The sequence below is a fragment of the Dinghuibacter sp. genome (genome assembly GCF_035492835.1).
Classification (GTDB): Bacteria; Bacteroidota; Bacteroidia; order Chitinophagales; family Chitinophagaceae; genus Dinghuibacter.
Genome location: NZ_DATJIY010000139.1, coordinates 1 through 18,649, shown reverse-complemented (window position 1 = coordinate 18,649; position 18,649 = coordinate 1). Strand labels below are relative to the sequence as shown.

The 18,649-nt window shown below is 57.8% G+C and carries 15 protein-coding genes; 5 read left to right on the top strand and 10 right to left on the bottom strand.

Annotated features, from left to right (window positions below):
- Window positions 1-58 precede the first annotated feature (58 nt).
- Complete coding sequence (locus VL547_RS12905; RefSeq protein ID WP_325578354.1) at window positions 59-1,336, top strand: 4-hydroxy-3-methylbut-2-enyl diphosphate reductase; 1,278 nt, start codon at window positions 59-61, stop codon at window positions 1,334-1,336.
- Between the two features lie 11 nt (window positions 1,337-1,347).
- Here the strand turns inward: VL547_RS12905 and cmk are convergent, their stop codons facing one another.
- Both cmk and VL547_RS12895 read right to left on the bottom strand, forming a co-directional pair.
- Window positions 1,348-2,022, bottom strand: a complete 675-nt coding sequence (gene cmk / locus VL547_RS12900) for a (d)CMP kinase (protein WP_325578352.1) — start codon at window positions 2,020-2,022, stop codon at window positions 1,348-1,350.
- An 81-nt stretch (window positions 2,023-2,103) separates the two neighbouring features.
- Window positions 2,104-4,650, bottom strand: a complete 2,547-nt coding sequence (locus VL547_RS12895; RefSeq protein ID WP_325578351.1) for an ATP-dependent Clp protease ATP-binding subunit — start codon at window positions 4,648-4,650, stop codon at window positions 2,104-2,106.
- A 105-nt stretch (window positions 4,651-4,755) separates the two neighbouring features.
- On the opposite strand from VL547_RS12895, the gene VL547_RS12890 reads away from it, so the two are divergent.
- Complete coding sequence (locus tag VL547_RS12890) at window positions 4,756-5,145, top strand: STAS domain-containing protein (RefSeq protein ID WP_325578349.1); 390 nt, start codon at window positions 4,756-4,758, stop codon at window positions 5,143-5,145.
- A 6-nt stretch (window positions 5,146-5,151) separates the two neighbouring features.
- Window positions 5,152-5,949: a ribonuclease Z gene (locus VL547_RS12885; protein WP_325578347.1), complete on the top strand. Its 798-nt coding sequence runs from the start codon at window positions 5,152-5,154 to the stop codon at window positions 5,947-5,949.
- Here the strand turns inward: VL547_RS12885 and VL547_RS12880 are convergent.
- The 8 genes from VL547_RS12880 to VL547_RS12845 all read right to left on the bottom strand — a co-directional run bounded on the left by VL547_RS12880 (window position 5,910) and on the right by VL547_RS12845 (window position 16,831).
- Window positions 5,910-6,383, bottom strand: coding sequence for a hypothetical protein (locus VL547_RS12880; RefSeq protein ID WP_325578345.1), 474 nt, complete (start codon window positions 6,381-6,383; stop codon window positions 5,910-5,912). The two genes, VL547_RS12885 and VL547_RS12880, sit on opposite strands and share 40 nt — an antisense overlap.
- Before the next feature lie 64 nt (window positions 6,384-6,447).
- Window positions 6,448-7,341, bottom strand: coding sequence for a 4-hydroxy-tetrahydrodipicolinate synthase (gene dapA, locus VL547_RS12875; protein ID WP_325578343.1), 894 nt, complete (start codon window positions 7,339-7,341; stop codon window positions 6,448-6,450).
- A 13-nt stretch (window positions 7,342-7,354) separates the two neighbouring features.
- The gene (locus tag VL547_RS12870) at window positions 7,355-8,335 is read right to left on the bottom strand and encodes an acetyl-CoA carboxylase carboxyltransferase subunit alpha (RefSeq protein ID WP_325578341.1); all 981 of its coding nucleotides are present in this window, start codon (window positions 8,333-8,335) and stop codon (window positions 7,355-7,357) included.
- Window positions 8,336-8,395: 60 nt separating this feature from the next.
- The gene (locus tag VL547_RS12865) at window positions 8,396-11,581 is read right to left on the bottom strand and encodes an efflux RND transporter permease subunit (RefSeq protein ID WP_325578339.1); all 3,186 of its coding nucleotides are present in this window, start codon (window positions 11,579-11,581) and stop codon (window positions 8,396-8,398) included.
- A 6-nt stretch (window positions 11,582-11,587) separates the two neighbouring features.
- The gene (locus VL547_RS12860; protein WP_325578337.1) at window positions 11,588-12,679 is read right to left on the bottom strand and encodes an efflux RND transporter periplasmic adaptor subunit; all 1,092 of its coding nucleotides are present in this window, start codon (window positions 12,677-12,679) and stop codon (window positions 11,588-11,590) included.
- A 5-nt stretch (window positions 12,680-12,684) separates the two neighbouring features.
- Window positions 12,685-14,025, bottom strand: coding sequence for a TolC family protein (locus tag VL547_RS12855; RefSeq protein ID WP_325578335.1), 1,341 nt, complete (start codon window positions 14,023-14,025; stop codon window positions 12,685-12,687).
- Window positions 14,026-14,160: 135 nt separating this feature from the next.
- Complete coding sequence (locus VL547_RS12850) at window positions 14,161-15,447, bottom strand: hypothetical protein (protein WP_325578333.1); 1,287 nt, start codon at window positions 15,445-15,447, stop codon at window positions 14,161-14,163.
- Window positions 15,448-15,484: 37 nt separating this feature from the next.
- Window positions 15,485-16,831: a DUF4270 family protein gene (locus VL547_RS12845; RefSeq protein WP_325578331.1), complete on the bottom strand. Its 1,347-nt coding sequence runs from the start codon at window positions 16,829-16,831 to the stop codon at window positions 15,485-15,487.
- Window positions 16,832-17,154: 323 nt separating this feature from the next.
- Between VL547_RS12845 and VL547_RS12840 the strand changes: the two genes are divergently transcribed.
- Window positions 17,155-18,288, top strand: coding sequence for a Kelch repeat-containing protein (locus tag VL547_RS12840; protein WP_325578329.1), 1,134 nt, complete (start codon window positions 17,155-17,157; stop codon window positions 18,286-18,288).
- The gene (locus VL547_RS12835) at window positions 18,269-18,649 is read left to right on the top strand and encodes a DUF4907 domain-containing protein (protein WP_325578327.1); all 381 of its coding nucleotides are present in this window, start codon (window positions 18,269-18,271) and stop codon (window positions 18,647-18,649) included. The genes VL547_RS12840 and VL547_RS12835 overlap by 20 nt, the downstream gene beginning before the upstream one ends.

Below are 18,649 nucleotides of genomic sequence, written 5' to 3'. Positions count from 1 at the left end.
GGGCCGTCCGGACAGCGCCAGGGAAAGGCAGGCAAAACCAAGGAAAATCCGGACAAGCATGCAACAAACGTACGAAAGTCAATCCAAAAATGGCCGTAACTTTGCCAAAACTCCGCCTTCGAGCATGAAGCAGTTCGACGTTCCCATCATATACCGCAGTCCCCTCATCAGCGCGATCAAACAAGGTCGGAAGGACCAGGACAAACTAAAAAAGGACTTCAGCCCCACCCGGCTGGATTTCGGAGACATGCACCTGTACCTGGCCCGGCACTTCGGATTCTGCTACGGCGTCGAGAACGCGATCGAGATCGCCTTCCGCACCATCGAGGAGAACGCGGGGAAACGCATCTTCCTCCTAAGCGAAATGATCCACAACCCCCAGGTCAACGCGGACCTGCAGGAGCGCGGTGTCCAGTTCCTGATGGACACCTACGGGCACCAGCTGATCCCCCTGGAAGAGCTGACCGCGGACGACGTCGTGATCATCCCGGCCTTTGGCACGACCCTGGAAATCGAATCCAGGCTGGAGGCCATCGGGCTTAGGACCGAACGCTACAATACCACCTGTCCCTTCGTGGAAAAGGTCTGGAACCGGGCGGAAGCCATCGGCCAGAAAGGGTACACCGTCGTAGTCCACGGGAAGCCCCGGCACGAGGAAACCCGGGCGACCTTTTCACACGCTGCGTCCGGGGCGCCCACCGTGGTCATCAACGACATGCCCGAAGCCGAAATCCTGGCGGAATACATGAATGGCCAGCGCGCCCTCCAGGACTTCTATACCACCTTCAAGGGCCGGTATTCCCCGGGTTTCGACGTGACCAGGGACCTCCGACGTATCGGGGTGGTCAACCAGACTACGCAACTGGCCAGCGATACCCAGGCCATCGCCGAGTACCTGAAGGGCGTCACGGAAGGCATCGAGGGCGGCGATTTCGCCGACACCCGCGATACCCTGTGCTATGCCACCAACGACAACCAGACCGCCGTCCTGGGGCTGCTGGACACCCCCGCGGACGTCGCCATCGTGGTGGGCGGGTACAACAGCTCCAACACCACTCACCTGGTGGAGCTCTGCGAGCAAAAGCTCCCGACTTACTTTATCAATTCCGAGGAAAAGATCCTCTCGGTGGACGAAATCCTGCACTACGACTTCCACCAGCGCCAGGAGCGTCTGACCAAGAGTTTCCTGCCGTGGACGCGGCCCGTCCGCATCCTGTTGACCAGCGGGGCCTCCTGCCCGGATGCGCTGGTCGAAGGCGTGATCCGCAAGCTCGCGGGATTTTACCGGAAGGAATACCTGATCGAAAAGATCATCGAGCGGTACACGCGCCCTTAGGCCGCGGTGCGCTATAGGCGTTCGTGAACCAGCTTCATCGCCCAGACTAGCTGCTCCTCCATGGTCATGTACGAGTTGTCCAGCAGGACCGCGTCCTCCGCCTGTCTCAGCGGGCTGATCTCCCGGTGGGAGTCGATATAGTCCCTCATTTCCAGGTTCGCCTTGACCTCCTCGATCGATATATTGGGGTTTTTGGCGTACAGCTCCTTGAAGCGGCGCTCTACCCGCACGGCGTTATCGGCCGTCATGAATATCTTCAGCTCCGCGGAAGGGAACACCGTAGTGCCGATGTCCCGCCCGTCCATGACGATCCCCTTGCGCGTGCCCATCTTACGCTGCTGGGCCACCGCAAAGGTGCGGACCGGACCCAGTGCGGCGACCTCAGAGACCTTTTCGGCCACCACCATGTCCCGGATGACGTACTCCACGTTTTCCCCGTTGAGGTACATTTCCGATTTCTCCGAGTGCGCGTTCTGGTGGAACTCCAGGGACACGTCCGCCAGGTGGCTTTCCACGGCATGGGTGTCGGACCAGTCGATGTGGTGCCGCAGAAAAAAGAGGGTGATCGCCCTGTACATGGCGCCGCTGTCGATGTAAACGTATTGCAGTTCCTTAGCCAAACCGCGCGCCAGCGTACTCTTGCCACAGGAAGACCAGCCGTCGATGGTGATGATGATCTTTTTCACGCCCACAAAAATGCCGCAAAACGGGCACAAAAAAAAGCGCCCCTTTCGGAGCGCTCATTACTTCTTATGAAACGTCTAAACTTAAGCTTCTGCGGATTTCTCCTTTTTGGGGGACTTGATGTCCTTCTTCCGGAATTTGATCTTCCCGGCTTCCTTGTCCAGCTCCGCCAGCAGGATGTCGCCCTGGTTGATGTGCATGCTCAGGATTTCTTCCGCCAGGGGGTCTTCCAGGTACTTCTGGATCGCCCGGTGCAGGGGCCTTGCGCCAAACTGTGAGTCATACCCCTTTTCGGCGATAAAGCTCTTGGCTTCATCGGACAGCTCCAGGGTGAATCCCAGGTTGGTCAGCCTGAGCATCACACCCTTCATCAGGATGTCGATGATCTGGAAGATGTGCTCCTTGGTGAGCTGGTTGAAGATCATCACGTCGTCGACCCGGTTCAGGAACTCGGGGGAGAACGTCCGCTTCAGGGCCTTTTCGATGACGGCCTTGTTGTTCTCGTCGGCGTTCTGTACCCGGTTCGCCGTTGCGAAACCTACACCATCCCCGAAATCTTTAAGATGACGGACCCCGATATTGGAGGTCATGATGATGAGCGTGTTCTTGAAGTCCACCTTGCGACCCAGGCCATCCGTCAGCTGCCCGTCATCGAGGACCTGCAGGAGGATGTTGTAGATGTCCGGGTGGGCCTTCTCGATTTCGTCCAGGAGGATGACGGAGTAGGGCTTGCGGCGGACGCGCTCCGTGAGCTGACCGCCTTCCTCATATCCAACATAGCCGGGAGGAGCGCCGATCAGGCGGCTCACGGTGAATTTCTCCATGTATTCGCTCATGTCGATGCGGACGAGGGCTTCCTCCGAATCGAACATATAGCGGGCCAGCGCGCGGGCCAGCTCCGTTTTACCGACCCCGGTAGGCCCAAGGAAGATAAAGGTGCCTATGGGTTTCTTGGGGTCCTTCAGACCAACCCGGTTGCGTTGGATGGCCTTGACCACCTTGTCGATGGCCTCTTCCTGGCCGACCACGGCACCCCTCAGGTCTTCGGCCATCCGGCGGAGCTTGTCGCTTTCGGCCTGTACCATCCGGCGAACCGGGATACCCGTCATCATGCTCACCACTTCGGCGATGTCTTCCTCCGTGATGGGATAACGCTTGTGCTTGGATTCCTCCTCCCACTGGCTCTTGGCCTTCTCCAGCTCTTCCCCGAGACGCTTTTCGGTGTCGCGCAGGCTGGCGGCTTCCTCAAAGCGCTGGCTCTTGACGACCTTGTTCTTTTCCTGTTTGATGTCCTCGATCTTCTTTTCGAGGTCGAGTATCTCCTGGGGTACATTGATGTTCTTCAGGTGCACCCGGGCGCCCACTTCGTCCATCACGTCGATGGCCTTGTCGGGCAGGAGACGGTCGGTGATATAGCGGTCGCTCAGCTTCACGCAGGCATCCACGGCATCCCCGGCGTATTCCACGTTGTGGAACTCCTCGTATTTGGGCTTGATGTTGTTCAGGATCTGGATGGTTTCATCCACGGTGGGGGGATCGACCATCACCTTCTGGAACCGGCGATCCAGGGCCCCGTCCTTCTCGATGTACATCCGGTACTCGTCCAGGGTGGAGGCGCCGATGCACTGGAGCTCACCCCTGGCCAGGGCGGGTTTGAAGATGTTGGAGGCGTCCAGCGAGCCGCTGGCGCCGCCCGCGCCGACGATGGTGTGTATCTCGTCGATGAACAGGATCACGTCCCGGTTCTTTTCCAGTTCGTTCATGATTGCCTTCATGCGCTCCTCGAACTGGCCGCGGTACTTGGTACCGGCCACGAGGGCGGCGAGGTCCAGCGAGATCACGCGCTTGTCGAAGAGCACCCGGCTGACTTTGCGTTGCACGATGCGCAGCGCGAGACCCTCCACGATAGCGGTCTTACCCACGCCGGGTTCGCCGATCAGGATGGGGTTGTTCTTCTTACGGCGGGAAAGTATCTGCGAAACACGTTCGATCTCCTCCTCCCTGCCCACGATGGGGTCCAGCGAACCGGTCTCTGCCAGGCGCGTGATGTCGCGTCCGAAGTTGTCCAGGACGGGAGTCTTGCTCTTGGCGTTACCGGCTGCCTTGGCGCGTTGACCTGCGTAACGCGATTTTTCATCCTCGAATTCTTCCTCCGCCGGATCGTCCGCATATTCGGAGCGAGGGTTGGCATTGCTTTGCACCATACCCAGCTCGTTCCGGAATACGTCGTAGTCCACGTCGAATTGATTCAGGATTTGTGTGGCGATGTTCTCGCGGTTCTTGAGGATCGACAGCATCAGGTGCTCTGTTTCCACCTGGGGGCTCTTGAGCGCCTTTGCTTCCAGCACCGTCACGCGGATGACCTTTTCAGCCTGCTTGGTGAGCGGTAGGCTGTTTATGTTGGCAATGTTCTTGCCGGTTTTATCTTTTACAGCGAGTTCGATTTCCTTACGAAGTTCATAGAGGTCGACGTTAAGGGTTTTCAGTATCTTCACTGCCGTATTATCACCTTCCCGGATCAGTCCTAGCACGAGGTGTTCGGTACCGATGAAATCATTTCCCAGTCGCAAAGCCTCCTCCCTGCTAAATGAAATGATCTCTTTTACCTGCGCTGAAAAATTATGGTCCATTTTTATAGGTTTGATTTTTCGGTTCTTTACAATAATAACAAATATTTTTGACTAGCCATTGGCGGTTGTTCCGCACATTCTGTTAATAAGTAGTTTATTAGCATCATGAATAGAAAAGTCAAAATTGATACCAAAGAGAAATTTCATGTTATAACGCCTGTTGAGGCGCATCTCTCTGCTAATTTGACAGATAATTTAAGCAATTTGATGCATGAATTCCTCGAAAATCCCATTAAAAGCATTGTTTTTAACGCGGAGAACGTGGAATCCATTGAAAAACCCGTGGCTGACTGCCTGGCTGCTTTGCAGGGCGACTTCCAGGCCGAAAATGCATCTTTTGTCATCTGCTGTCTGAAGCCGGCCGTCCGCAAAGCGTTCCTGGACTGGGGTCTCCTGGACGTCCTGAACATCACGCCCACGGAGAGTGAAGCCTGGGACATCGTGCAGATGGAAGAGATCGAACGGGAATTATTTGGAAACGAAACGGAGGAGTAATCCAGTATGCAGGGCGTCACGATTTTGGGGAATAACTCTGCCGTACCCGCATTCGACCGGCATCCTACGTCGCAGGTGCTGACGACGCGGGAGCAGCTCTACCTGATCGACTGCGGGGAAGGGACTCAAATACAAATTATCCACTATAAGATTCGGCGTTCGAAGATCCACCGCATCTTCATATCGCACCTGCATGGAGACCACTACTTCGGGCTGATAGGGCTGATCAACAGCATGGGTCTTCTTGGACGCATACAACCCCTGCACATCCACGGTCCCGCGCCACTGTGGGAGATATTGCAACTACAACTGCGCGAGGCAGATACGCACTTACCGTTCGATTTGCAGTTCCACCCTTTGCCCGCGGAGGGCTTCGTGGCGGAGGACAAGAATACGGTTGTGCATTGTTTTCCCACTAACCATCGGATTAGCTGCTGGGGCTTTTTGTTCGAAGAGAAACAACCGACCCGCGCCGAAAAGGACGCGGGCCGGACCCGGGGCTTGTCTTACGCGTTCTGCGCGGATACCCGGTATGACCCAGCCATGGCGGAGCGGATCAGGGGCGTCGATTGGATGTACCATGAAACGACCTACCTCGACGAGCTAAGGTCCACCGCGGAAGCCCGATACCACAGCACGACCCGACAGGCGGCCGAAATCGCCCGTCAGGCGGGAGCGAGCCACCTGCTGATCGGCCATTTCAGCAGCAAATATGCGGAGCTGGAGGCCTTCCAACAGGAGGCCGCGGAAGTCTTCCCGAATACTTATCTCGCTACCGAAGGCACCACCTTCCTGTTCAGATAAGCACCGTAGGCTGGCGCGCCGACGGTTGGCGCTCCGCTGGCCGGCGCGTTCAGCGTGTTCTTCGCGAAGTCGTCGGACCAACCCGCCACCGTGAGGTGGAACGTCGTGTCGCTGTTTATCGTCACCTTCCTGGAGTCGATGGCTTTCCCGTCGGCAGCGCACTCGATGGTCTTATCGGTCCCCCGGGTCACCTTGATCTCGTAGCTGTTCGCGGGCACGTTTGCGAACGTCGCGACGAACTTGCCCGTGGCGTCCTTGACGAATTGCGAATTTTGATCGTTAGGAGTCCATTGATTATAATCGCCCGTCAGGAACATCGCGTCATCGGGGTGTTTCGGCGGAATGGCGTCCAGGACGATTTTGACAGAATACTGCGCCGACGCGGCGATACAGGAAAATACGACAAGGGCCAGTAAGGAGACCTTTTTGCGCATAAGGATAGATTTACGCAGAAAGTACGGCTTTTCCCACGAAAGCGCAAACCGAACGCACAAACGGTTATCGCGCCGTCCCCAGCTTCGCCGCAAAGTCGCGTACCTGTCTCATCACGTCGTCGCTCAGCGGTACCAACGGTAGCCGCAGGACGTTCCTGATAACTTTGTATTCGGCCAGGAACGCCTTCACGCCCGCCGGGTTGTTCTCGGCGAAGAGGAGGTCGATGCCCTCCACCAGCTGCTCCAGGAGCGGCGCGGCGGCGCCGAAGTCGTCAGCCAGCGAGAGCCTGACCATGTCGGAGAATATACCGGGCCAGGCGTTCGCCGCCACGCTGATGACGCCGTCCATACCACAGGCGATCAGCGGCAGCGCCAGGTGATCGTCCCCGCTGACGACCAGGAAGTCCTCCGGGACGTCCCGGAGGATGTGGAGGCACTGGACGATATTCCCGCTGGCTTCCTTCATACCGGCGATGCCGGGCACTTCATGGGCCAGCCGCACGGTCGTGGCGGCGCTCATGTTCGAACCCGTCCGCCCGGGAACGTTGTAGAGGATCACCGGCTTGGGCGACGCGGCGGCGATGGCTTTATAGTGTTGGAAGATGCCTTCCTGGGAGGGTTTGCTGTAATAGGGGCTGTTGCTCAGGACGGCAGCGGTACGGTCCAGGGGCAGCGTCTCGAGGTCACGGATCACCGAGGCGGTGTTGTTTCCGCCCACGCCGGCGACCACCGGCACCCGGCCGGCGGCCTTGTCGAGGGTAAAGGTCAACACCTGCCGTTTTTCCTCGGAAGAAAGAACCGGCGGCTCACCCGTGGTACCGAGCGAAACGAGGTATTCGACACCGCCATTGATGACATACTCGATCAGGGCTTCCAGGGCTGTATAGTCGACCTGGAAGTCGGTGGTAAACGGTGTGACCAGCGCCACACCCGTCCCGCGCAAAAGCGTCTTTAACATATGTGATTGATTACTAGGCTAATTCTTCAAAAAAGCCCATTTGACTGAACTTGTTGATCCGTTGCTCGATGCGCTCTTCCGGCGTCATCCGTTTCAATTCCGCCAGGGCGGCGACCAGGTGGTCCTTAAGGATACCGGCGGCCAGGTCGTAGTCCCAGTGGGCGCCCCCGTCCGGCTCCGGGATGACCCCGTCGACCAGCCCGAAGCGGGACATGTCCTGGGAGGTGAGCTTGAGCTCTTCCGCCGCCTTTTCCTTTTGTTCCCAGCTCCGCCAGAGGATGGAAGAGCAGTTTTCCGGGGAAATGACCGTATACCAGGTATTCTCCATCATGAACACGCGGTCCCCCACGCCGATTCCGAGGGCTCCCCCGCTGGCGCCTTCCCCGATGATCACACAGATCACGGGTACGCGCAGGCGCATCATCTCAAAAATATTTTTGGCGATCGCCTCCCCCTGTCCCCTTTCCTCGGCCTCGGGACCGGGATAGGCGCCGGGAGTGTCGATCAGGGTGACCACGGGTTTGTTGAATTTTTCGGCCAGTTTCATCAGCCGGAGCGCCTTCCGGTAACCCTCGGGATTGGCCATCCCGAAGTTCCGGAGCTGCCGCATCTTGGTATTGATGCCCTTCTGGTGGCCTATGAACATGACGGTCTCTCCGTTCAGCTGCGCAAAACCCCCGATCATCGCCTTGTCGTCCCGGACGTTCCGGTCCCCATGGAGCTCTATGAAGTGGGAGGTCATGCGTTTTATGTACGCGGCGGTATACGGCCGCTCGGGGTGCCGGCTGAGCTGTACCCTTTGCCAGGGCGTAAGGTGATCCGTGAGCTCCTTCCGTTTCTCCAGTACCTGGGACTCCAGCTGCGTCAGCGACGCTTTATAGTCCACCTTCTGGTTCTTCTCCGCCATGTGCTTCAACTGGGCAATCTGATCGTACAGCTCTTTAATCGGTTTCTCAAATTCCAGGAATTGTCGATTTTGTGTGGTGGTAGCCATATCCGGGTTGAAAGGTAAAATGGGGTGTAAAAATAGGGTATTATCCCCATTTCACACGTTTTAGGCCTGTGGCGCGGCATTTTCGCCGGTGGCGCCGCCTTCACGCTTGCGCCGCGCGAATTCCTTGCGGTACGCGATACGCATGATGAGCACAAACAGCACTGGAACGAAAAATATGGCCAGGCCAGTGGCCGCGAGCATCCCGCCCAGTACGGTTATCCCGATGGTTTGCCGGGATACGGCGCCCGCGCCCTTGGCCAGCACCAGCGGCATGACGCCGAGGATGAACGCCAGGGACGTCATGAGGATGGGCCGCAACCGGACCCGCACCGCGTCGAGCGTTGCGGCCAGGAGGTCCATCCCGTGGTCAACGCGCTCCTTGGCGAATTCCACGATCAGGATAGCGTTCTTTGCCGCCAGGCCGATCAGCGTCACCAGGCCAATCTGGGCGTATACGCTGTTCGAGATTTTCGGGGCCAGCGTAAGGGCGATGATGGCGCCGAACGCCCCGATGGGCACCGCCATCAGTACCGAGAAGGGCACCGACCAGCTTTCGTACAGCGCCGCCAGGAAGAGGAAGACAAAGACGATCGAGATCGCGAAAATGTATCCGCCGCTGGATCCCTGGCTGACCTCCTGCCGGCTGAGCCCCGAAAATTCGTAGCCGTAACCGGTCGGGAGCACCTGGGCGGCCACCCTCTTCAGGGCATCGATACCCTGACCACTCGAGAAGCCCGGTTTTGTCGTGCCGTCGATTTCCGCCGCGCGGAAGAGGTTGAAGTGGGTAATCAACGGCGCGCTTTCGACGATCTTGCTGCTCAGCACCGTGCTGATGGGCACCATGACGCCTTCATTGTTCCGGACGTAATAGTTGCCCATCTGGGATATGTTGTCGCGGTAGAAGGTATCCGCCTGGGCTACGACGTGGAAGGTCCGGCCGTAGAGCGTAAGGTCGTTAACGTATTGGCTGCCCATAAAGGTCTGCATGGCCGTGAACACATCGGATACACTGATGCCCAATTGTTTGCATTTTTCCCGGTTGACCGTCACCTGGTACCCCGGGGTCCTGGCGGTGAAAAACGAGAAAGCCCTGGCGACCTCCGGCTGCTGGTTGGCCATGGCTACGAACTGTTGTGTCACCCTGGCGAATTCCTGGATGTCCCCCGCGCCCGACTTCTGCTCCAGCATAAAGGTGAAGCCCGCGGAGGCGCCGAGACCCGGGATGGCCGGTGGCTCGATCACGACGACGTTGGCTTCCTTGGCGACCTGGGAGAACTTCCGCTGCAGGTCCGCCACGATGGCATCCGCCTGGAGGGAGGCCGCCTTTCGTTTGTCCCAGGGTTGCAACTGGCAAAAGATGGTACCGCTGTTCGATTTGGCGGCGCCGGTAAGCACGTTGAACCCGCCCAGGGCCGCGTAGTGCGCGATAGCGTTCGAGTCCGCGGCGAGCACCTTTTGCATGTTGAGGAGGGTTTGCAAGCTGCGCGCGGTGGATGTCGCTTCCTGGAGCTCGAAGGTGATATAGACGCGTCCTTCGTCTTCCTGCGGGATAAAACCGGTGGGCTTTTTCTTGAACAGTAAGAAGGTCACCACGAATATACCACCGAGCACGAGCACCATGACCGGCCAAGCCTTGATAAACCGCTTGACCGTATTGGTATAACCGTTCGATAATTTTGAAAAGCCGTTATTGAACCAGTAAAAGAACTTGTTGATGCCGGTGGAATCCTTGGCGACGTGCATGGGTTTTAGGATGAGCATGCAGAGCGCGGGGGTTAGCGAGAGCGCCACAAAGGCGGAGATGATCACCGACACGGCGATGGTGATGGCGAACTGCTGGTACATGCGGCCCACGATACCCGGGGTGAAGCCCACGGGCACGAATACCGCGGCCAGGATCAGGGCGATGGCGATGACGGGGCCCGAGATGTCCTTCATGGCCTGAACGGTCGCGTCCTTGGCGTTCATGTGCTGTTCGTCCATGTAGTGCTGGACCGCCTCCACCACGACGATGGCGTCGTCCACGACGATCCCGATGGCGAGCACGAACCCAAACAGGGTGAGCGTATTGATACTAAAGCCCAGCGGTATGAAAAACGCAAACGCGCCGATGATCGAAACGGGGATGGCCAGCACCGGGATAAGCGTTGCGCGCCAGCTTTGCAGGAACAGGAAAACGACCAGCACCACCAGGCCCAGGGCCTCCAGCAGGGTCGTTTGCACCTCGTCGATGGACACCTTGACCACCGATACCGACTCGAAAGGCACGACGTAGTCCACGTCGTAGGGGAAGGACTGTTTCAGGTCCGCGAGCGTCGCGTATATACCGCTGGCCACCTGGAGGGCATTGCTACTCGGCGTCTGGTAGACCAGCAGATAGGAGGCGGGGCGGCCGTCGACGAAGGAGTTGTTGGCATAGGCGAACTTGCCCAATTCCACGCGCGCGATGTCTTTGAGGTAGATCAACGAATGCGTGGACGGCATGGTCTTCACGATGATGTTCTCGAAATCGGAGACCTGGCTCAACCGGCCGTTGACATACACGTTGTACTCGAACGGCTGCGCCTTGGGTTGCGGCGGCGCGCCCACGGCGCCCGCGGCTACCTGGACGTTCTGTTCCTGGAGGGCGTTCGAGATGTCGTTTGCCGTCAGGTTGTATTGCGCGAGCTTGTCCGGTTTGAGCCAGACGCGCATACTGAAATCGTCGGCGCGGGAGATGACGTCCCCTACCCCGGGCACGCGGAGCAGGGCGTCGCGGAGATAGATGTTCGCGTAGTTGTCCATGAACGGCACGCTATGCGTACCCTTGGGGGAAAACAACGCCACCAGCAGCAGGATCGTCGGGCTTCTTTTACGCACCACCACCCCCAGCCGGCTGACCTCCTGGGGGAGCAGGGGCGCGGCTATCGCCGCCCGGTTTTGCACGTCCAGAGCCGCGATGTCGACGTCGGTGCCGATCTGGAAGTTGACGCTCATATTCATCACGCCCGAGCTCGTGTTGGCCGTCTGGATGTAGTCCATCCCCGGTACCCCGTTCACCTGGATCTCGATAGGCGTGGCGACCGTCTGTTCGATCGTCTGGGCGTCCGCACCGGTATACGTGGCCGTTACCGAGACCACGGGGGGCGATATGTTCGGGTACTGGCTGATGGGCAAGCTGCTCATGGCCAGCACTCCCACCAGGATGATGACGATGGAGATAACGATGGCGGTATTGGGACGTCGTATAAATGTATCGGCGATCATGGGTTGCTATTTGATTTTCACCACGCTCTTGTCATGCAGGCGTTGTATACCGTCCTTGACGATCACGTCCCCCGGCTTGAGCCCGTCCAGGACAACGACCTGTCCGCCGTTCCGGGGCCCGAGCCTGATGCGTTGCTGGTGGACGACGGTGTCCTGGACGACAAACACGAAGTATTCGCTCATCTGCTCCACCGCGGCAATCATGGGGATCACCACCTGGGGTCCGCCCAAGGGATTGAGGACGCGGACATTGACGCTCATCCCCGCCACCAGCGGATCGGCGGTCTTGTTGGGCGTGGTGATGCGTACGGTGATCGTCCCAGTCTGGGGGTCTACCGCCCGGTCTTTCGTATAAAAGGCGCCAAAGGCCGGGTACCGGGTCTGGTCGGGGAGGTATAAGGTGAACAGCGAGTCTATGTGCCCGTACTGGCGAAGCACCTTTTCAAAAGCGGGGATCTGTTTTTCATCCAGCTGGAAGTCCACCGCCATCGGGTCGTCGCTGGAGATGGTATTGAGGATGGTCGATCCCTGGCTGACCACCGCTCCCAGCCGGACCTGGGAAATGCCGATGGTGCCGTCGAAGGGCGCCAGGATCGTCGAGTAGTGCAGGTCCGTCTCCGCGCTGGCCATGGCGGCCTTGGCGGACTCCACCTGTGCCTGGTCACTTTTCTGCGCGCTGACCGCGTAGTCCAGCTTTTGCTTGGCCACGGCGTCCTGCTGGTACAGCCGGGTATAGCGGTCCACGTCCTGCTGGTCCTTGAGCATCGCGGCCTCGGCGTTGTGCAGGCCGGCCAGGGCCTGGTCGTAGGTTGCCTGGTATTTGCGCTTGTCGATCTCGTACAAGGGTTGTCCCTGGCGGACGTGCTGGCCATCCTTGAACTGGATGGCAGTCACGTAGCCCTGCACATCCGCGTGTATGTCGACCTGCTTGAGCGGAACCACTTTCCCCGGATAGGTGGTGGAAAAGGTCATGGCCTCCTCCTTGACGGTATCGGTCGTCACCGGTACCGGCGGAACGGCCGGGGGCGCCTTGGACGCAGAATCCCCACAGGACGATAAAAGGGCGATCATTGCCAAAAGCTGTACATGTACCTTCATGAGCGTTAATTGATGTTTGTATTGACCGTACCCAGGGCCTTGAGCACGTCCATCTTGTCGCTGAGGAGCGCAAACAGGGCGTCCAGACCGGTGATCTCCGAGGCCCTCAGGTCGGTCTCGGCGGTGATCACGTCAAGGTATGTTTTGATACCCTCCCGGTATTGGAGGGTAACCGTGTTATAGACTTCCTTGGACAGGCCGATGTTTTCCTGGGCGGTCGTCCAGTTGGCGAGGTCCCCTTTATACGCCGCCATGGCCTGGGCGAACTGGGTGTTGATGACCCGCTTCGTGTCCTCCAGGCGGAGGTCCACCAGCTCGGCGCCCAGCTTCGCCGCGTGCATCGCATATATCCGCTTAAAGCCCTGGAAGATGGGAATGCCGAGCGTCAACCCTATATAGGAATTGGGGAAGTTGGCACTGTACAGCTTGCTGAAGGTGTTGTTTCCGTAGTTCACGTTGTAGTCGTAAAACGCCGAAAGGCTGGGCAGCCAGCCCAACCGCTGGTAGTCGTACTGCGCCATCGACAGGTTCTTCAGGGTTTCCAGGCTTTGGACTTCGACGCGTTTGTTCACGTCCAGCTGCTGGGCGGTGTCGAGCATGGCTTCCGCGACCATGGCCGCCGAGTCGGACTGCAGCTTCAGGGTGCTGTCCGTGGGGAACCCCATCAGCTGCTTCAGGTAGGCGTATTTCGCGGGGATGGCCGCCAGCGCCTGCTTGTACTGTACGCGGGCGTTGTTGAGCTGGATGGTGGCCTGTTTATAGTCGGTTTTATCGACGATCCCGCTCTGGTATTGGTTGTAGGTGTCCTTGAGGTTGCGCTCCAACCGCTGGATGTCCTCCAGCAGGATGCTCAGCTGGAGCTCGCTGGTATAGATGGCATAGTAGGCCTTGCTGACGTCGACAACGAGGTCGATCCGGGCGCTGTCCACCGATTCGCCGGCATAACGGCGGTAGTACTTCGATGTCCGGGCGGCCAGCATTACGTCCCGGTTGTATATGTTCTGGGTGACGCCGAGGGAAAGCGTGGACACGTTGACAGGCGTGGCCGGGAAGGTGGTGTAACCGCTGGTGCCGGGCGTGATGAGGGAATCGGGGAAAAACGTCTGGGTGGGTTGAAAATAATGTTCTATCCCGGCGTTCCCATTTACCTGCGGTAGCCAATCGGACAGGGCGCCCCTGATGTTATAGTCCACGATCCGCTGGTTCAACAGCGAAGCCCTGATACCGGGTTGGTGCCGGACCGCATACCGCAGACACGAGGACATATCCATGACGACCGTGTCGGGGTTCTGTGCGTTTACGGCGCATACGGTGCCGACAAACAACAGGCAGGCAAAAAACTTCATTGGCATAGCACGATTAGGTGTTATACCGAATGTACCCCAAATTTGGAACGTGGTAAAAAATAACTACAGGAGCGGCGCTTCCGTGCGACCGGCGCCGGCGCGGGCTCATCACCCGGCGTCAGTGCGCGTCCTTCCCTAGAGCACCCGGCGTCCGCGGGTGAACCAGCGGTCCCAGTAGTGGATCGTGACCGTGAGTCGTACGAAGTCTTCCTTGATGGAGCCGATCTCGTAGTTGCTGGTCTGGCCGTATTCCAGTGCGATGTGGTACCCCCATTGCGGGTAGCGCAGCGGATTGATCCCGATACCCATGGTGGCACCCCATTCCTGGAGCGGATAGCCCTGCACGTTGATATACGACCTCTGGTAGTAGCCGCCCAGCTGGTAGTAGACGTGCTCGACCGGCGTATTGAAGATGTTCGCTTTTTTGGACACCTCGAAGCCGGCGGAGTAACGGTCAGCGTTCTCCAGGCTGTAGCCGGTACCCTGGTAGTTGAGCGGGGACCACATCTGGCGGGAATAGTCCGCCAGAAAGCTGACCCTTTTCATGACGCTTTCCTTGGACAGCTGAAAACCGCCCCCATATCCGGAAGGGAGCTGGAAGACGTTCCTGTCCAGCAGGACGTTCCCGTTGGGCAGGATGGTGTTGCCGCTGATGGTCACGACGCTGTCCTCGGCATACAGAGGTTGCTGGGGCGTGTAGGTAGCCCCGAGCGTAAGGCCCCATTTCTTTTCCTTGCCAAAGTGGGTATAGTATTGGGCGCCGAAGTCGAAGAGCACGTTCCGCATGTACAGGTTGCGGGTCGTCGTCACGTTGGCGTTGGCCGTGGGGGCGATCAGGTTCTCGGACTGGTTGAGCGCGCCGAACATAAAGGAAGCGGTAGCGCCCACCGAAAAGTGTTTCCCTATGGAAAAGCCATTCCCGAAATAGGCCTTATGGACCCCCCCGGTACCCTGGTAGGTTACCGTGGCTTCCTCCCCCTGGGGACCCAGCGGCTGCAGGCCGTTGTAGTCGTAATTCATCCGGCTGTAGGGTTGCAGACCGACGGCGGCGCCCCAGAACTTGGTCACCTTGGTGGCAAAGGAGATATGCGTGACCGTAAAGTCGTTGGAGAGCTGGTTGGTATAACCGGTGGTGGCGTTGGAGAAATTGGCGTTGGTGTAAGACGAGAAATCTCCCGAGCCCCCCGCCTCGATGTGGAACATCTGCGGGATAAGGGCCGTATAGGCCGCCGGGTTGTTGTTGATGATGTTGTTTTCGCTCCGATAGGCTATCCCGGTGCTGCCCATGCCTGCGGTACGGTTGTAAGCGTTATTCTCGATGACCCCGATCCCGTAGATGGAATAGGGCGACGTGGTATTTTGCGCTTGCACGACGCCCAGCGACGAGATAAAAACCAGTATCAGAAATGTTATTATACGCATATCAGGATTGGGATGACCCGGGCAAATTTACAGATAACTATAAAGTATTCTTTGTCGAGATGTAATATATAATCACCTGGCTCTGGTAGAAATTGGGCGAGCTGTAAGGGGATTGGTAGTATTTGTCCCCGAAAACAAACCGGTTGATCTGGGTATAGAAGTTGGCCGACGTCGGCTGGATGATCAGACCGCGTTTGTAGGCGGTCGCCGTGGGATCGTTCAACTGCTCCAGGAGATAGGAGGTGATGTCGAAGGTGTACTGGGTGTCGGAGCCGCCGTAGTCCAGCGTCAACAGGCCCTGGGACACCTGGCTGCCCGGCAGGTTGTTAAAGTCGGTCTGGAATAGGCCCAGACTGGACGGCAGCTGGTACTGGTAGGTAAAGCTCGGAACCAGGGGCCTTAGCACGAGCTCCGCCTTCGTGATCGTCCTGAGCGTGGTATCCTGGAGGTACATATTCCTCAGATAAGGGAATTCCACCTTGGCGGTGTACCCCAGCAGCGGGTTGACATACACCAGGTTGTTGAACCCCTGGTCAAAGGAGTACCGTTGCTGTACGATATCGCTGTATACCCGGGGGAACTGGTCAAGGGGGGGCAGGGGCTTGTTCTGCACTTCCAGGAACTGGTTGGCGGAGTTGGTAAAGCTGAACCTCATGAAGTTCCAGGACCGCGCCAGGTCGGGGTTGTGGTAATACAGCTTCATCATGACGCTGTCCTTCAGACCATAGATGATGCCGGGATTGGGCCCGTAGCCGGAACTGATCCGGATACCCGGGAAGAAGGTCGCGAACTGCTGAGCGTTGACCAGGTTCTGGTCGTTGTTCTTCATCATGTTGAAGAACATCTCTCCCACCGCGGGGTCGATGGGGACATAGATGGTGTCGGGATAGCTCGGATTGATCCGTACGCGGGTATGCCCGAGCACCTTGGAGACCGGGAAACTATCGTTACTGTACCACTGGTATTGCTGGGGCGGGAAGATCATCTGCGTCTGGATCTGCTCCGCGTAGACGTCCAGGAACTGGGTGGTGTCCCCATAGTAATACTTGGTGGGCACCACGTACAACGTCATGGAGTCGAAGGCGGAGCCCACTACGAGGTTGGTGACGGGGGGAGGCGATACCTGTACGTAGGTACGGGGTTTGATCGTTCCGAAGTATGTATCGTTGTAACCGCCCACCATGGCAACGCCTTTGGCTGAGGTCGGGACGCTGTCCACGAACAGGGTCGATAGTATGGGCGTCAGGGTATCCACCTTTACCACCTGTGTCAGGCCCAGGTCTATCTGGTTCTGCCCGGTGATGATATTAGCCTTTACGCAGCCGTCGAGACCATAAATGACCGTAAGTCCAAGCACACCAAGCCATAACAGCCTATTTCTCATAACCCTCCATATCATGAATACAAAAAATTTCGACTGCAATATTATCGGCATTACTGTTAGTATTTTGTTAGTATGGATTAAAAGTTTATTCTTATATACCAATGCAAAAGATTTATCTATAGAACGCGAACTCACGTATACATTACTATGCCCATAGACGGTTTGAAAACCCGCTGTTCGCCGCAAGTTCCCTTTTTTACCCCAAATTGTATATAGAAACGTTAAGTTGGTCTATAAATATCGAATGTAATTCCATTTTAACTATTTTAGCGCCGCAATTCAAAATAGTTTAGCCCTAAATTCAAAACGTGCAAATAATGAAAGTGCAAAGACTACTGTTTATTGTGGCGATGTCCGTTGTGTTGTTTTCTTGCGGTAATTCCAGTAACAACAATAACGGTGACTGGGTAACAAGGGCGGTCTTCAACGGCCAGAACCGCATCGGTTCGGTGGCGTTCACTGTCGGCGATACCGGCTACATTTCTACTGGTTTCGACGGCCAGTACTATTATAACGACCTGTGGGCATACGATCCCGCGGGGAACGCCTGGAGCGAAAAGGACACGTTCCCCGGTCCGCGCCGCGCGCTGGGCGTGGCTTTCGCCACGCAGAACTTCGGCTACGTCGGTGGCGGCTGGAATGCCAGCGGCCTCTATGGCTCGGTTCTTTATTTCAATGACTTTTACCAGTACAGCCCCGCGACCAACGCCTGGACACAGATCGGCAGCATGCCCGTCCCGGGCAACGCCGGCCGCAAATTCGCTGTGGCCTTTGGCTTCGGCGATCCTTACGACATCGGGGGCGTCCTTGGTGGCACCGACGGCCAGTACGTCTACAAGGACTTCTATGTATGGAATGAAAAGTCCATGTCCTGGAGCGCCGACAATGATTATCCCGGCCCGAAACGCCAGGGCGCCGTGTCCTGGACGTACAATTCCGCTAAAACCGGTTACCAGGCCTATGTCGTTACCGGTACCGGTGATAACAACACCAACCTGACCGACTTCTGGCGGTATTCTCCCGCCGCCACCGCCGGCAGCAAATGGGACAACAACCTCCGCCGTATCGCCGGTGTAACCGACCAGAGCTATGACGCAGGCTACCGCATCGTGCGCACCAACGCCATCGCCTGGCAGCAGGACAACAACGGCGTCCCCAAAGCGTACATCACCTTCGGTTCCAACGGCGCTAGCCAGATCGATTGCTGGGAGTACGACTTGTCCGGTACGGACCTGTGGACCCAAAAGAACAACTTCCCTCCCGGCGGCGGTCGCGTAGGCGCAGTAGCCATGACCATCCCCTATACCGATCCGAAAACCCAGCAACGGACTTCGGGTAGCTACGTAGGTCTCGGCGGCACCAGCCTCGCTTCGGGCCTGGGCGGCACTTATTACAGCGATTGGACGCAATTCTTCCCCAACCTGCCCTACAACCCGGATGACTACTACGCCCAATAAACGGGGAAAGCTGACCTGGCTTTCGTTGGGCCTGCCCGTGATCGGCCTGGCGCTGGTGACCTGGTATTACCTGGCGCACCGGACGACCGCCGCCGTTCCCCAAAGGGCCGGTTACGTCTACCTGGATTGTAAACCCTTCCCGGTGGCTAACGGCTCCGGCTGGGGCTACGACATCCTGGCCGACGGAAAGACCTACATCCACCAGGACCGCCTCCCCGGAGTCCCCGGCATCCATCCCTTCGCCACCCGCGAGGATGCGCTCAAGGTTGGACGATTGATGATCTCCAAGCTCAAAGCGGGGACGTTTCCGCCTCACGTGTCTTATCAGGAGATGCAGGGCATGGGAATTACCGTCAACTAG

Coding starts and splice junctions, on each gene's coding strand:
- VL547_RS12895 (WP_325578351.1), bottom strand. CDS start 4,650: ATGGACCATAATTTTTCAGCGCAGGTAAAAGAGATCATTTCATTTAGC.
- VL547_RS12850 (WP_325578333.1), bottom strand. CDS start 15,447: ATGCGTATAATAACATTTCTGATACTGGTTTTTATCTCGTCGCTGGGC.
- VL547_RS12885 (WP_325578347.1), top strand. CDS start 5,152: ATGCAGGGCGTCACGATTTTGGGGAATAACTCTGCCGTACCCGCATTC.
- VL547_RS12865 (WP_325578339.1), bottom strand. CDS start 11,581: ATGATCGCCGATACATTTATACGACGTCCCAATACCGCCATCGTTATC.
- VL547_RS12890 (WP_325578349.1), top strand. CDS start 4,756: ATGAATAGAAAAGTCAAAATTGATACCAAAGAGAAATTTCATGTTATA.
- dapA (WP_325578343.1), bottom strand. CDS start 7,341: ATGTTAAAGACGCTTTTGCGCGGGACGGGTGTGGCGCTGGTCACACCG.
- VL547_RS12845 (WP_325578331.1), bottom strand. CDS start 16,831: ATGAGAAATAGGCTGTTATGGCTTGGTGTGCTTGGACTTACGGTCATT.
- VL547_RS12880 (WP_325578345.1), bottom strand. CDS start 6,383: ATGCGCAAAAAGGTCTCCTTACTGGCCCTTGTCGTATTTTCCTGTATC.
- VL547_RS12870 (WP_325578341.1), bottom strand. CDS start 8,335: ATGGCTACCACCACACAAAATCGACAATTCCTGGAATTTGAGAAACCG.
- VL547_RS12835 (WP_325578327.1), top strand. CDS start 18,269: ATGACTACTACGCCCAATAAACGGGGAAAGCTGACCTGGCTTTCGTTG.
- VL547_RS12860 (WP_325578337.1), bottom strand. CDS start 12,679: ATGAAGGTACATGTACAGCTTTTGGCAATGATCGCCCTTTTATCGTCC.
- VL547_RS12855 (WP_325578335.1), bottom strand. CDS start 14,025: ATGAAGTTTTTTGCCTGCCTGTTGTTTGTCGGCACCGTATGCGCCGTA.
- VL547_RS12905 (WP_325578354.1), top strand. CDS start 59: ATGCAACAAACGTACGAAAGTCAATCCAAAAATGGCCGTAACTTTGCC.